This window comes from Bilophila sp. (assembly GCF_057864385.1).
The window spans coordinates 1-14195 of sequence record NZ_DBMAFI010000075.1; the positions used below are offsets into that span (position 1 = coordinate 1).

A 14195-nucleotide genomic window follows, 5' to 3' on the forward strand; every position below is an offset into this window, starting at 1 on the left:
GATTCGATAAGGGCGAAAGTCTTGGGAGGGAGAGGGGTGGGGTTTGGGGAGGGGGGAGGGAACCTTTCTTTAGAAAGGTTCCCTCCCCCCTCCCCAATTATTCTACCCCAACCCATTAACGGGCTTCATACTTCCCGTCGGGGAGCAGGGTGATCTGGCCGGCCTTGTTCAGCGGCACGCCGATCCATGTCATGGTTTCGCCGGCCTTGTTGGTGACTTTGACGTCCCAGGCTTCGGCCTTTTCGGTGCGGCTGACCTCTATGTCCACCTTGTCGCCGTTGGGGAGGGTTTCCTGCTTCAACAGGTTTTCTTCCCAATCATTGGCGTTGGTGGGAGAGAGGTACAGCGTATAAATGTCGTACTGGGCACCGTTAAAAATGTTGATTTTCTTGTCCAAGGCAAGGGCATTCCCGGCCATGCCGAGCGATGCGGCGAGCGCAAGAGCGACGATGAGGCGTTTCATGGCGTTTCTCCTCTTCCTCCGGGCAGGTTGTACCGACCGCTTCCTGAAAAGGGCCGCAGCCCCGGACTCTGCTGCGCCCCTCAGATGCAGGAACGTAATCCATACGTTCAGGGTACGATGAGGGGAAAATGATGCCATGATAATCAATAGGCTGCCGGAATGATTCTACTCCACGCCTACCTTGGGGCAGAACGAAGCCATCTCGCACTCGTCACACAGGGGCTTCCGCGCATCGCAGACATGGCGGCCGAACCAGACCATCCGATGGTTGACGTTGCCCCATTCGGATTGCGGGAACAGCTTGATCAGATCCTTTTCGATGTCCACGGGATCGGTATGCTTGGTGAGCCCAAGTCGCCCGGAGATGCGCTTGACGTGCGTGTCCACGGCAAGGCCCTCGTTGATGCCGAATCCGCCCCACAGGACCACATTGGCCGTCTTGCGGGCCACGCCGGGAAGCTTGATGAGATCCTTCATGGTGTTGGGCGTTTTCCCGTTGAACTCCTTCACGACGATCTGCGCGGCGGCGATGAGGTGTTTCGCCTTGCTGTGATAGAAGCCGACGGAGTGGATGACTTCCTCAAGTTCGGGGATGGTGGCTTGGGCGAGGGCCGCCGGATCGGGCCAGCGGCAGAAAAGTTCGGGCGTAACCTGATTCACGCGCCTGTCCGTGCATTGCGCGGCAAGCACCGTGGCGACGAGCAGCTCCCACGGGTTTTCGGCTATAAGGTGGGTTTCCAGATCGGGATAGCGTTCGGCGAGCAGTTCAAGGACTTTTGCAGCCCGTTGTTTGTCTGTCATGGTCATTTCCTTCATTCGGGGTGGCGCGCCGCAAGGGGCGCGGCAACGTGTCCCGGACGGATATCCCGCCCGGAACGCCGGAAACAAAACCATAAGATCGGGATGCCGAAAAGCCAAGCGGCGGGGCCATGCCGGGGGCCGGTGAGTGAAGAGACCTCCCGCCCATGCGGGAGTGCTGTTCACTCACCGGGTGCTTACATAAGCGTTTCGATTTCGTCGAATTCGGGGGAAACGAAGATGACCGGCTCAGGGCCCTGTTCCACAGGGGCCTGCATGGTGGGCTTTTCGGTTTCATAAAGGGGTTCGCACACTTCAACGATGGTTTCCAGTTCGTCGAATTCTGGCGAGGTGTAGGTAACGGTATCCAGCCTGCACCGCGTGCCGCCCTCAACCATGACATCGGAAACAGTGCTTCCATAGGCAGACATGGCTCTCCTCCAGAGAAAAGGGTTATAAAACAGTTACCTTTATATATTTGATAGCCCCCCATGCCGTAGGCGTCAACCTGTTCTGTTCAATCAAACAACAAAAAATTTTCTCAAAAAGGCCCGTGATCGGGCTGGGCGGCTCGATTGCCAGAACGGTGTGAAACGGCTATCGTTTCTGCCCAACGCACTGTGAAGGGAGGGGATATGGCGCTTCTCGTCTATATGACGGCGGTTTCGGCGGACGAGGCGGAACGCATCGCCGGGGATCTGGTGGAAAACGGCCTTGCGGCCTGCGTAAACATCATGGCCCCGATCCGCTCGGTCTATTCGTGGAAGGGAGAACTTTGCCGTTCCGAAGAGATCCCCTTCATCGCCAAGACGGACGACGATCGTTTTGAAGCGCTGGCCGTCCGGGTGCGTGCCTTGCACAGCTATGAGACCCCCTGCATCGTGGCCCTGCCCGTGACACGGGGGGACGCGGATTTTCTCGCCTGGATCACCCAATCAACACACCCGGAGGAATAATGTCCATTTATGTCGCCGGTTCGCTGGCTTTCGACCGCATCATGTCCTTTAACGGCGCGTTCGCCGACCACATCCTTGCCGACAAGCTGCATATTTTGAACGTGAGCTTCCTCATCGACGGGCTGGTGGAAAAACGCGGCGGCTGCGCGGGGAACATCGCCTACACGCTGGCGCTGATGGGCGAAAAGCCGCTTATCCTCGCCACGGCGGGCAGGAACTTTTCCGAATACGGCGCGTTCCTCGAATCGAAAGGGATTTCGCTCGAAGGCGTCCGCATCATGAAGGATGAGTTTACCGCGAGCTGCACGCTGATTACCGACAAGAACAACAACCAGATCAACGGGTTCCATCCCGCCGCGATGGGGTTCCCGTGCGAGTACGCGTTCCCGCACGCCGACGCTTCCGCCGACTGGGGCATCGTATCCCCCAGCAACCTTGACGACATGAAGGTGCTTCCCCGTTTGTTCCGCGAAAAGGGCATCCGGTACATCTACGATCCCGGCCAGCAGATCCCGGCGCTTTCCGGCGACGATCTGCTTGACGCCATCACCGGTTCGGCCCTGCTCGTGACCAACGACTATGAGTTGGAGATGATCTGCAAGGCCACGCGGCGTACCCGCGCCGAGCTGCGCGCCCTGACCGGCGGCGTGATCACCACGCTCGGTGAACAGGGTTCGGTCATCAACAATGGCGAAGGGGGAACCGTGGGCATCGCCGCGCCCAAAACCGTGGCCGACCCCACCGGTGCGGGCGACTCGTTCCGCTCCGGCCTGCTCAAGGGCCTCCTGCACGGCCTCGACGTGCCCGCTTCCGCCCGGCTCGGCGCGACGTGCGCCAGCTACTGCATCGAACATCAGGGCACGCAGGAGCATGTGTTTACCTATGAGGATTTCGCCGCCCGCCACCGCGCCGCGTTCCACGAGGAACCGGGCGTGAAGTGGTAGGCACAGGGGGAGAGGGCCTTTCCGAAGGGCGGGGAGGCTCCTTTGTCCCGCAGCCTTCTTTGAGGGCAGGCTGGGGGGCCCTCCGGGGCTCCCTGCAACACAGCTCAACCTCTAAATAAGGGATTGCGCCCCTCCGGGGGCTCACCTGCCCCGCAGAGCCTTCCCCTGCCGCTTTCGGAGGGATAGGCCGGCGGGTGTCTATGCGGCGTTTGGAAAACAGGTGGTTTGCTTGACGGCGAAACGGCGTGATCCGTTTCGGCATTTCTGAGTGGAGACAGCAGATGTTCAAAATCATTATTCCCATTTTGGTCATCGCGTTGGCGGCCTTTGTCGGCATGAACGCCAAGGGCGGGCTTATCCGGGGCGTGGCCGACGGCATGTTGGTATCGCCCGCCCGTCCCGCCGTGGCTGTGAAGCCCGCCGCCGATTTTGCCTCCGTCGACGCCCGGCGCGTGGATCTTTCGCCTTCGGTACAGAACGGCATGCTTCAGGCTACCTCGGTACAGGCCGTGTATGCCCTGTACAGCCGCCCGCAGGCTCCGGCGCACCTTGTCGCGCTCCTGGCGGTTTCCCAGAACGGCGAAACATGGCCCGTGGAACCGGAACCCGGTTTCCCCCCGATCAGGCACAGGAAGCAGGACATCAACGGTTTTTCCGGGTTTGCGGATACCTATGTTTTGGGCTCGAAGGATGACCCGTGGGCTTCCGACGAGCCGGGACTGTGGGAGAACGGCAGCCTCGTCCGCCGCTTTACCTTTGTCCTGTGGTTCTACAAGGCCAAGCTCATCGTCGAATACCGCGAGCCCCTCCCCGCGCCTTCCGATATGCCGCTTGAGGACAATATCCCCCTGCTGGCGGCTTTCGAGGCAAGGGCATTGGAAGCCTTCCAATTGCTGAACGGCGATTCCAAAAACGGCGGGGTGGAACTTCCCCGGCCCAAGGAAAAGCTCCCCTATCCGCCTGCGGGCATCAATCGGCAGGCGCTCACCGATTTTATCGGCACGCTCTGGGATATGAAGAAATAGGGGCCCGGCCCAAATCTTGCGGCAACAGCGGGTGACGCGGGAAAACGGCACGCCGGCCGCCATGCGGTAAGCCGAACCCCTCAAGGGGCGGCGGAACCGCTTGCGTGTCTTGGGGAAAACCCGGCTGCCACAGCCGTCGTCGGCGGGGTGGATACGGACAACCGGGGCATGGACGGCGAAAACGGCTACCCGGAGGCGTCGGCAAAGGAAGCGGCCTCCCGCATCGGTAGGGGGCTGGGGATGAAAAGCTCCCCTATCCGCCTGCGGGCATCAATCGGCAGGCGCTCACCGATTTTATCGGCACGCTCTGGGATATGAAGAAATAGGGGCCCGGCCCAAACCTTGCGGCAACAGCGGGTGACGCGGGAAAACGGCACACCGACCGCCGTGCGGAAAGCCGAACCCCTCAAGGGGCGGCGGAACCGCTTGCTTGGGAAAATCCGGCTGCCACAGCCGCCATCGGCGGGGTGGACACGGACAACCGGGGCATGGGCGGCGAACCGGCTACCCGGAGGTGTCGGCAAAGGAAGCGGCCTCCCGCATCGGCAGGGGGCGGGGGATGAAAAGCTCCCCTATCCGCCTGCGGGCATCAACCGGTAGGCGCTCACCGATTTTATCGGCACGCTCTGGGATATGAAGAGGGCCCGGCCCAAACCTTGCGGCAACAGCGGGTGAAGCGGGAAAACGGCACACCGGCCGCCGTGCGGAAAGCCGAACGCCTCAAGGGGCGGCGGAACCGCTTGCGTGCTTGGGAAAAATCCGGCTGCCACAGCCGCCATCGGTGAGGTGGATACGGACAACCGGGGCATGGGCGGCGAACCGGCTACCCGGAGGCGTCGGCAAAGGAAGCGGCCTCCCGCATTGGTAGGGGGCTGGGGATGAAAAGCTCTCCTATCCGCCTGCGGGCATCAACCGGCAGGCGCTCACCGATTTTATCGGCACGCTCTGGGATATGAAGAAATAGGGGCCCGGCAAATCTTACGGCAACAGCGGGTGACGCGGGAAAACGGCACGCTGGCCGCCATGCGGTAAGCCGAACGCCTCAAGGGGCGGCGGAAGCGCTTGCTTGGGAAAAATCCGGCTGCCACAGCTGGCATCGGCGGGATGGACACGGACAACCGGTGCATGGGCGGCGAACCGTCTACCCGGAGGCGTCGGCAAAGGAGGCGGCCTCCCGCACCGGCAGGGAACGGGGGATGATGCCTGACAAGCAGACTGAGCATGGTGGGCCGACGGGCAGGAGGATTCGAGCTGGAATGACCGAGATACAAAAAAGGACTCTTATCGGGTGCGCATGTGCTGTGTCATGCGAAACCCTTTTTGGCCTTAGCTATTTATTTACAAAGAAAATAACATCGGACGTCGATGCTGTGACGTTGCTGGGGTGGCGCTTTTTACTGGCGTTCATCATGATGAATATTTTATTGGCTACAGGATATATAAATATAAACATAAAGAAGAAACATTTGCCATCGTTGCTAAAGATAGCCTTTCTTCAGCCGATAGCCTATTTTACATGTGAGACGTTTGGAATACAGATGACGACGGCTTCAGAGAGCGGGGCCATAATTGCGAGTATCCCAATAGCCTCACTCGCCGCATCAATCCTTTTTCTGCACAAAAAACCGACAAGGTTTCAAACTTTCGGCATTTGTTTAACGGTTCTTGGGGTGGTCGTTTGTGTAATTGCAAAGGGATTCGAGTCTTCTTTCAACGGGATCGGCTATATAATGCTATGTATGGCCGTATTGTCTTACAGCTTGTACTGCGTTTCTGCTGAAAAAGCATATGCAATAACAAATATTGAAAAGACATATGCCATGATCGCGTGCGGAGCCTGCTTTTTTACTACTATGGCGATAGGAAGGAGCATAGCCGCAGGTACTGCCGTTGATTGGTTCATGCTGCCGTTTCAAAATACGGAATTCCTGTTTTCCGTTATATATCTTGGGATCGCATCTTCCGTCCTGTCTTTTTTATTGTTCAATATGTCAATATCATATATTGGAACGAGTAAAGCCTCATCGTTTGTGGGCATATCAACGGCAGTATCCATATTGGCCGGCGTTTTTGTGCTTGATGAAGATTTTTCAGCTATGCAATGTTATGGGACGCTCATAATACTGCTCGGCGTCTATATAGCAAATATGAAAAACAGGCTTTTGGAACGTTAGTTTTGGCTGTGTTATAGAAAGTGGTTGATGCTTTTTTCTTTGAAGATCTAAAGGGATAACATGCAAAATGCCTTAACCGTGGATCCCGCCAAGGGGAAAACCGGAGAAAAAGGCTGTATTTTTACCTCACTGTGGAGATGAAACAACCACAAACTATAACAGAGCCTTAGTTTTTTACCTTGGCTGTGCCATAGAAAATGGCTGATGCCTCTCTCCTTGGAGTTCCAAGCATAACCAACAAAATGCCTTAGTCATGGATTCCGTTAAGGGAAAAACAGGATAAAAGGCTGTATTTTCAGTATGCAGTGGTGATGAAGCAACTAATGCCCTGACAGGGGCCTTGCCTTTACAGAGGCATACCCGCAAGAAAACGGTTTCGCATCGGGCACCTTCGATGCGAAACCGTTTTCTTGCAGGGAACGCCTTTTCTTGTGAAACGCCCTACCAGCGGCGGAACCTGCGCGGCTCTGGCGGGAACGCGCGGGAGCCGCAGCCTTGGCGGAGCATTTTTTCGGCGATGGCGGGGGCGTTGCGGACAGGCCCGCTGTCGAACCCGTAGGTGCGGGCCGTGGTAAAAAGCCCTTCAAGCAGCAGGCAATAGGTATCGGCGAGCTGGTCGGGGTCGGGGGCCTCCGCCTTGGCGAGCAGGTTCCGCACGTCCGCCCGCAAGGAAGCCCGCTGTTCGCGCACGCGCACGCAGATGTGATGTTCCGGGTCGGTATAATCGGTCATCAGGTGCATGAACACGTTGCCGCTGTATCCGGGCTGTGAGACAAGCTCGTGAATGGACTGGAAAAACGCCAGAAGCTGGCGGGCGGGTTCATTGGGGTATTGATCCTGCGCCTGATCCCAAATCCGCCGGAATGCGGCTTCCCACTGATCCATACAGGCCAAGACCAGTTCTTCCTTGGAAGGGAAACAGCGGTAAAGGGTCATTTTTTTGATGCCTGCGGCCTGTGCGATGGCGTCGACGCTTACGGCCTGAACGCCGCTTTGACGGAACATCCGTTCCGCGATGCCGAGAACCCGTTCGCGGGTGACGGCGAGAGGCGTGCGCTGACGGCGTTCTGTGGCGGGAGTGGCGGGGGCAGTCCCTTTTGTTTCCATGACTTCTCCTATACGACGACTCCGGCGGAAGGCTTGCCGGTGTTGCAGAGGACATCGCCGGACGCGGCCCGGAAATGTTGTTTTCCGGGCCGCGTCATGGGCGGTTACAGGACTTTTTTCTTCGTCCAGCCATGTTCCGTTGCCGCGTTTTCGGCTGCGGAGCCGCCGAGGACGCATACCGTCCCGGCTTTGGCCGCTTCAGCCATGACGTCGGCGAATTCCGTGAAGTGGCGGCGGGTCGTGCCGAGTATCTCCTCGCGCATCTGCTGGCGCAGATCGTCGCGGTCGTCCGTCAGGTGGCGGGACAGCGACGCGGCTCCCCGTGCGTCGGGCAGGAGATAGGTGTCGAGATCTCCGATGGCCCCCACGATGGCAAGCGTCAGGTCGCGGTCGGAAAGATCCAGCTTCCGCAGGTAATCGGCGGTCGCGTCGTAGGTGGCGAGGGTCTTTTCGACATTGGGATCGCGGTAGGAAACCAGCGCCAATGAGCCGCTCATGCGATCGAGCGCGCAGAACGCACCGTACGCGCCGCCCTGCACGCGGACCTGATCCCACAGCCAGCCCATGCGCAGATGCCGGGTGATGACGTGCGCGGAACCGTGCCACGTATAGCCGAGATCATAGATGTTGCAACCCTTCCCGACGTAGTTGACCTGCGCGGGCACGATGAGGGCCTCATTCGCCGCGGCCTTGAGCGGTTCGCGTTCCAGCGGCACGGAGAAGGCCGTGGGCAGGGCGCGGCCGAGCGCGGCGGCGTAGGGCTGCACGGCGGCGAGGGTGCCCGCGTCGGCGGTGAGGTTGAGGATGGCGCCCTGACGGTTCAGGATGAGGCCGCGCAGGATTTCGAGATCCGCGCGCACGCTGTCCCAGTCGCTGACCACGCGCTCGGACAGGGCACGGATGGCTTCAAGGTAGGTGATGCCGCCGATGGCTTCGCTGATCCGTCCGGCAAGGCTGTAGGCCGCGCGCAGGCGGGCGATGACCGTACCGTGCCCGGCGGGGATGAGCGACTGCTCAAGGCGGGCGCGCTCCTCCAGCACCATCTGGGTGAACCGCTGCGGGTTGTCGAAGTTGGTGTCGGTGAGGACTTCGGCCATGAGCGAGAACAGGTCGTCGGCCTTGTCCGCCGTGGCCTTGCCGCCGAGGCAGAGCTTGGCGACGGGCATCCGGGTACCGCGCATGGTGGCGACGAGGGGCGCGGCGTCCATGCCGCCGGTCTTGGAGGCCAGCAGGGTGCCGAGCTCCACGAAATCGCGTTTGGACGTGCCCATTTCCGTAAGGCTGCGGCCCATGAGCGGGACGAGGGGCAGGAGTTCGGCGGGCACGGCGTCCAGCGGGAAGAGGATTTCCGCATACAGGATGCCGGACGTGTCGATGTCGTGGGCGAGGATGGCCAGATCGCCCGCCCTGCCTTCTTCCTTGGGCAGGATTACGTTCTCGCGGGGCAGATCCGCAAGGGTCAGGCTCGGTATGGCGGCGAGGGCTTCGGGGCTGTCCGGGGCCTGCTGGCTAGCGCGCAGGGCTTCGGTGCGGGCCACGATTTCCTTGTGGTCTTCATCGGAAAGGGCGTCGTAGATGCGCTGGAGCCTGGCGGCTTCGGCGGCTTCGCGCTCGGCGGCAAGGCCGGAATCCGGGGTCAGGATGACCGTGGAGCGGTGCCCGTTGTCGAGGAACCAGCGCCTGATGGCGCCTTCAAAGACCTTTTCCCCGGAAGCGAGGCGGGCCTTGAGGGCGGCGAGGGGCTTTTCCCACGCCAGCGGGGCGATGGGGTCGCCGTCGTACAGCCATGTGGCGAGGCTGCGGATCATGGCGGCGAGGCCGCGCGGGAACCGTCCCGAATTGTTTTCGCGCAGGTCGAATTCCACGCTGTTCACGGCGGCTTCCACGGCTGCGGCGGGGATGCCGTTTTCCGCAAGCTCGGCCAGCGTTTCCATGACCAGCATTTCCACGTCCCCGGCGGTGCCGGGCGTGATGGAGCGCAGGCCCACGGAGAAGAACGTCTGGCGCAGATCCGTTTCAAGGCCGCCGCCGGTGAGGTCTTCGCCGAGGCCGGATTCGATCAGCGCCTTGCGCAGGGGCGAACCGGGCAGGCCGAGGAGGATGTGCTCCAGCATCTCCAGCACGAGGAGCTCGCCCGTGTCGGCGGTTTCGCACGTCAGCCAGTTGAGGGTCACATGCCCCTTGTCGCCGTCTTCGCCGGAGGCATAGGGGAATTCAAGCTGGCGGGGCACGTCGAGGCGCGGCTGGAGCGGCACGGCGCTGTCGGTCTCGCGGGCCGTGAAGCGCGACAGGTACGGCTCAAGCAGCGCGAAACGCCGTTCTTCGGGGTCGTCGCCCCAAAAGAAGAAGCGGGTGTTGGACGGGTGGTAGTGCGACTCGTGGAACGCTTTGAAGGCCTTGTAGGTAAGCTGGGGGATGACTTCGGGGTTGCCGCCGGAGTCGAGGCCGTAGGTCATGTCCGGGAACAGTGACTGCTGGGAATGCTCCGCCAGCACGGAATCCGGCGAGGAATACACGCCCTTCATTTCGTTGAAGACAACGCCTTTGTAGCGGAGCGGCCCGGCGGGGCTGTCGGCTTCGATGTGCCAGCCTTCCTGCTGGAAGCAGTTCTCGTCGATGCGGGGGAAGAATACGGCGTCAAGGTAGACGTCGACGAGGTTGTAGAAATCCTGAAGGTTGGCGCTGGCGACCGGGTAGCAGGTCTTGTCCGGGAAGGTGAAGGCGTTGAGGAAGGTCTGGAGCGACCCCTTGAGCAGTTCGACGAAGGGTTCCTTCACCGGATATTTTTCCGAGCCGCAGAGCACGGAGTGTTCGAGGATGTGGGCTACGCCGGTGGAGTCTTTCGGGGGGGTGCGGAACGTCGCTCCGAAGCACTTGTTCTCGTCGCTGTTGGTTATGGAGAGCAGCTCCGCGCCGGTGGCGTCGTGCCGCCACAGTTTGACGGTGCCGGAAACTTCGGAAAGCCTTTCCTCGCGCACGAGGCTAAAGCCGTGGGTATTCATCTTGATCTCCTTATATCGCAGAAAGGCTCGGAGAAAGGGCCCGCCGCACAGCGGGCGTTTTCCTTCCGGGCCTCCCTTCTCCGGCGGCTTTGCCCCGGAGCGCTGCAGTCCGTTCACATGGGCGGCCGCAGCCGCCCGCCGCCATTACGGGAAAGAATAACGCAATGGTATATTTCTCTGAATGACATCGACCCGTAGAGTGGTCAAGAGGGGATTATCAGCGTTCTCAGCCAAGGAACCTTTATTTTTTTCCGTATGGTTCCGTCATAGCATGCGGTTGTTTTCCCTATACCGTACGGTGAAAGTACAGGGAGTTTCTCCATATTTTCCGCCGATGGACTCCGCGCCTGGGGCCTTTTGCCGGTTATTCCCTTGGGGTTTCAAGAAATGAAGCATCAACCGTTCTCTACGGCGCAGCCTTCCGTACAAGCCGGGGAAAATCCGCTCCAGCCCAAGCGCGTAAGACGGATCAGGCCGTCTTACGCACAAGCCGGGGAAAATTGAAAGACCCCTAATAAGGAATGCAGAATATCGCAGTCTTCCGCACAAGCCGGGGAAAATGCTGCCGGACGGCAGGCCGTTCCCAAGAATGGGCGTCCCTTGGGGCTGTCAGGCCTGTCCTTTTCCCTCGCCGCCATTTCTTCCCAGTGGTTCTTGGCCGCATGGAAAAGATGCATGCCCTGCCGTTTCAGGGGCAAGAAAGCGGACAGCGGCCCTTGTCCGCGCGAAAAGATGGCGGGGATACGGGAAACGGGCCGGAAACGTTTTCCCGGCCCGTTGCGGCGAGGCTGCCGTCAGTACGGATTGAAGCGGCAAGGGCGGCTTGCCTTTTGGCTCGCCGCCCCTGCGTTTGCCGCCCTATTCCTTTCTCATGAGCTGTCGGGCCAGACGTTCGGCGAGTTCGGCGTCTTCCTGCGGTTTCCTGCCGCTGATGCCGACGCCGCCGATGCAGCGTCCGGTTTCGTCGAATACGGGCACGCCTCCGGGCAGCGCGGAGAAGCCCGGATCGCAGAAGTCCGCGATGGAGAGGTTTTCCCGGATGAGGCGGTCGTGGAATGCCTGCGTGGTCGATTCCATGCGCATGGCGGTGTATGCCTTGCTCCGGGCGATGGCTTCGGCGCGTTCGGGGGTGCCGTCCAGACTGAGGAAGGCGGCGAGCTTGCCCGTGCGGTTGACGACGGCGGCGCAGACGGGAGCGCCCCCGGCCGCCTCGGATTCGAGCCGGTTCAGCACGCCCAGCACGGCGCGGAACGGAATGGCGTTGTTCATGGTGAGGTTTCCTCGGTTAGCGTTCCATGTACTCGATCAAGTCCCGTACCTGAAGGACGGGCATATCGTGCAGTTGGGAGAAGGCCATGATTTCGGGGAGCCGGGCCATCGTGCCGTCGGGGTTGGTGAGTTCGCACAAGACGCCGTAGGGCGGCAGCCCCGCAAGGCGCATAAGATCCACGCTGGCCTCGGTGTGCCCGGCGCGCTCGCGTACGCCGCCGGATCTCGCGCACAGGGGGAACACGTGTCCGGGGTGGTTCAGGTCGCCGGGTACGGCACCGTCGGCGATGGCTGTGCGGATGGTCTTCACGCGGTCGGCGGCGGAAACGCCGGTGGTGACGCCTTCGGCGGCCTCAATGGAAATGGTGAAGGCCGTGCGGTTCCTGCAGGTGTTGTTTGCCACCATTTGAGGCAGTTCGAGCTGGCGAACCTTGTCTTCCGGCAGGCAGAGGCAGACGATGCCGCTGCATTCGCGGATAAGCAGGGCCATCTGCTCGTTGGTGATGGAGACGGCGGGGAAGATGACGTCGCCTTCATTTTCGCGATCCTCATCGTCCACGACAAGGACGCCCCGGCCTTTGCGGACGGCGGCGACGGCGGCTTCCACGCGTTCATTGGGGGTGGTGGTGAACTGATGCTGGCTCATGATGCTCTCCAATGCGTTGGATGTGCAGCATCAGGGCGACAGACAGGAGCGCCGCGGCGGAACGCCGCAGCCCGGGAGCTGTGCATGTTGAGGCTCTCGCGGCGCACGGATGCGCCGGCTGTCCATTTCTCTTTCATCCGGACTGTTACCGTCGGCTCCGGCTTCTCACCGGATCTGCTGACCGCTCCACATGGAGGGCGCTCGCGGGCTCTCCCCGAATCTGGGGAATACCGCCGGTGGGGACTTTCACCCCGCCCTGAGAACGGTAGGAGTGTAGGCGGGGCGCCCCCATCCTGTCAATCCTCCACGGATGCGGGCGTGGAGCGTTTTCCAGAATTGGAATTATTTTTATACACAGGAATTGACACGAGTGAATACAGCATTATCTCTTGGTTACAAAAGTTATCCACAGGAGGTTGTTGTTATGGAAACTACTCGTAATCATGGTTCGTGCTGCGGTCATCACGGCGCTGCTTCCGCTCCTGCCCACCGTACAGCCGCCCCCGCCCCTCAGGGCTATACCCCGGTGGATCAGCTCCACAATGAAATCGACAGGCTTTTTGGCGACTTTTTCGGCGGGTTCTTCTCGCCGTGGAGGGCGTTCTCCGGCATGGCCCCGCGGGCTGCCGACAATGCCCCCGATATGCTGATCCCCCATATGGATTTGTCCGTGACCGATACGGCGTACAAAGCCACAGTTGAGCTCCCCGGCGTGCCGCAGGATCAGGTCAATATCGAAGTCCGCGACAACATGCTGATTGTCGAGGGCGAAAAGAAAAACGAAACCGAGGATAAGGACGAAAAGAAGGGCTATTACCGGATGGAGCGTTCATACGGCTCGTTCCGCCGCGTGCTCTCCCTGCCGGAAGACGTCGAAACCGACAAGATCACCGCGACCCACAAGGATGGCGTGCTGAGCATCGAGATCCCCCGCAAGGAACCCGAAAAGCCCGCCGCCCGCAAGATTGAGGTCGTGAAAGGCGAATAACTGATGCGCTTGGGGAGGCCCCTCCGCAGGCTTCCCCCCGCCTTCCTCGTGAACCTCTGAGAATATGCGTGAGGGGCCTTCCTAGGGCTGTTTTCCCAGATTTTGCGTCCGCCGGCATCCGCCATCCGAACGCGAAAACGGCCCATGATGTCATGTTGCGGTTCACCTCGCCCTTGCGCTCCTCCGCCGGGGCAGTTGCGGAAACCGGGAATGCTGGTCATTCCCGGTTTTTTTGTCGCCTTGTTTTTCCACGCTGGCGGGGAGCCCCATGAAGGATAAATTCGGCCTCGCGCGCCGCGGATGTTTTTGGCCATGTCCTAGATTGTGTCGCCATTTTACATATAATTATTTGAAATTATTGAAATGATCATTTTGCGGCTTGAAAAAATAATTAAATAATTTCAATAGATTATATCTAATTGACGACACGGCCCAGAAAGTGGTTGATGTTTTTTTCCTTGAGGTTCCAAAGGCATAACCGACAAAATGCCTCAGCCGTGAGTCCCGCCAATGGGAAACTGGAGAAAAAGGCCATACTTTCACTGTACTGTGGAGATGAAACAACCACATGCCATGACAGGGCCATGTTTTTCCACACCCGGCGGGGAGCCCCATCCGGGGAGGCTTGTCATAACCTGCGCCCGGCCTTTTCCCGCACCCGGCAGGGTGCCCCTGTGCGGCGGTTGCTTCTGACGCCCGGCATGGAGGCGGACACATGAGGGAGTGTGGCCCCCGTGCCGCCGCTCCCTTTCATGGGATATGCCTTTTTCCACACCGTGCCTCTCTTTTCGCCGCCGGGGAAGGCCGCAAGCGGGGATTCGAT

General features: G+C 60.2%; 15 protein-coding genes and 1 riboswitch. Of the genes, 6 read left to right on the plus strand and 9 right to left on the minus strand.

Annotated elements, in window-relative coordinates; all coding sequences use genetic code 11:
- Positions 1-115 precede the first annotated feature (115 nt).
- The 3 genes from ACZM8Y_RS15655 to ACZM8Y_RS15665 all read right to left on the minus strand — a co-directional run bounded on the left by ACZM8Y_RS15655 (position 116) and on the right by ACZM8Y_RS15665 (position 1692).
- Positions 116-463 carry a hypothetical protein gene (locus ACZM8Y_RS15655; protein ID WP_302553082.1) on the minus strand — a complete coding sequence of 116 codons (348 nt, stop codon included), beginning with the start codon at positions 461-463 and terminating at the stop codon, positions 116-118.
- A gap of 165 nt (positions 464-628) precedes the next feature.
- Complete coding sequence (gene nth, locus ACZM8Y_RS15660; RefSeq protein WP_479859435.1) at positions 629-1264, minus strand: endonuclease III; 636 nt, start codon at positions 1262-1264, stop codon at positions 629-631.
- Positions 1265-1458: 194 nt separating this feature from the next.
- Entirely contained in the window at positions 1459-1692 is a 234-nt protein-coding gene (locus tag ACZM8Y_RS15665; protein ID WP_302553084.1) for a hypothetical protein, read from the minus strand.
- 204 nt (positions 1693-1896) lie between these two features.
- Here ACZM8Y_RS15665 and cutA point away from each other — a divergent pair, with 204 nt between their 5' ends.
- The 3 genes from cutA to ACZM8Y_RS15680 all read left to right on the plus strand — a co-directional run bounded on the left by cutA (position 1897) and on the right by ACZM8Y_RS15680 (position 4186).
- A complete protein-coding gene (gene cutA, locus ACZM8Y_RS15670) occupies positions 1897-2217 on the plus strand; it encodes a divalent-cation tolerance protein CutA (protein ID WP_479859436.1) in 321 nt (106 codons plus the stop codon).
- Complete coding sequence (locus ACZM8Y_RS15675) at positions 2217-3161, plus strand: carbohydrate kinase family protein (RefSeq protein ID WP_479859437.1); 945 nt, start codon at positions 2217-2219, stop codon at positions 3159-3161. Before cutA ends, ACZM8Y_RS15675 begins: the two co-directional genes overlap by 1 nt.
- A 281-nt stretch (positions 3162-3442) precedes the next feature.
- The gene (locus ACZM8Y_RS15680) at positions 3443-4186 is read left to right on the plus strand and encodes a DUF4851 domain-containing protein (protein ID WP_479859438.1); all 744 of its coding nucleotides are present in this window, start codon (positions 3443-3445) and stop codon (positions 4184-4186) included.
- Positions 4187-4371: 185 nt separating this feature from the next.
- On the opposite strand, the gene ACZM8Y_RS15685 is transcribed toward ACZM8Y_RS15680, so the two are convergent.
- Positions 4372-4710, minus strand: a complete 339-nt coding sequence (locus tag ACZM8Y_RS15685; protein ID WP_479859439.1) for a hypothetical protein — start codon at positions 4708-4710, stop codon at positions 4372-4374.
- A 220-nt stretch (positions 4711-4930) separates the two neighbouring features.
- Between ACZM8Y_RS15685 and ACZM8Y_RS15690 the strand changes: the two genes are divergently transcribed.
- Both ACZM8Y_RS15690 and ACZM8Y_RS15695 read left to right on the plus strand, forming a co-directional pair.
- Complete coding sequence (locus tag ACZM8Y_RS15690) at positions 4931-5068, plus strand: tautomerase family protein (protein WP_482332879.1); 138 nt, start codon at positions 4931-4933, stop codon at positions 5066-5068.
- 314 nt (positions 5069-5382) lie between these two features.
- Complete coding sequence (locus tag ACZM8Y_RS15695) at positions 5383-6360, plus strand: DMT family transporter (RefSeq protein WP_482332881.1); 978 nt, start codon at positions 5383-5385, stop codon at positions 6358-6360.
- A gap of 441 nt (positions 6361-6801) precedes the next feature.
- On the opposite strand, the gene ACZM8Y_RS15700 is transcribed toward ACZM8Y_RS15695, so the two are convergent.
- From ACZM8Y_RS15700 to ribB, 4 genes are all read right to left on the minus strand, one after another.
- Positions 6802-7467 (minus strand): TetR/AcrR family transcriptional regulator, encoded by a 666-nt coding sequence (locus ACZM8Y_RS15700; protein ID WP_479859260.1) that lies wholly within the window; start codon positions 7465-7467, stop codon positions 6802-6804.
- Positions 7468-7571: 104 nt separating this feature from the next.
- Entirely contained in the window at positions 7572-10469 is a 2898-nt protein-coding gene (locus tag ACZM8Y_RS15705) for an insulinase family protein (protein WP_479859261.1), read from the minus strand.
- Between the two features lie 858 nt (positions 10470-11327).
- Positions 11328-11738, minus strand: coding sequence for a GlcG/HbpS family heme-binding protein (locus ACZM8Y_RS15710; protein WP_482332887.1), 411 nt, complete (start codon positions 11736-11738; stop codon positions 11328-11330).
- Between the two features lie 16 nt (positions 11739-11754).
- Positions 11755-12384, minus strand: a complete 630-nt coding sequence (gene ribB / locus ACZM8Y_RS15715; RefSeq protein ID WP_308771266.1) for a 3,4-dihydroxy-2-butanone-4-phosphate synthase — start codon at positions 12382-12384, stop codon at positions 11755-11757.
- A 121-nt stretch (positions 12385-12505) separates the two neighbouring features.
- Positions 12506-12652: riboswitch (FMN riboswitch) on the minus strand.
- Positions 12653-12808: 156 nt separating this feature from the next.
- On the opposite strand from ribB, the gene ACZM8Y_RS15720 reads away from it, so the two are divergent.
- Positions 12809-13372, plus strand: a complete 564-nt coding sequence (locus tag ACZM8Y_RS15720; protein WP_308771267.1) for an Hsp20/alpha crystallin family protein — start codon at positions 12809-12811, stop codon at positions 13370-13372.
- A gap of 628 nt (positions 13373-14000) precedes the next feature.
- Here ACZM8Y_RS15720 and ACZM8Y_RS15725 read toward each other — a convergent pair.
- Positions 14001-14195 (minus strand): hypothetical protein (locus ACZM8Y_RS15725; RefSeq protein ID WP_489501876.1); only part of this gene is annotated, 195 nt, incomplete at its 5' end.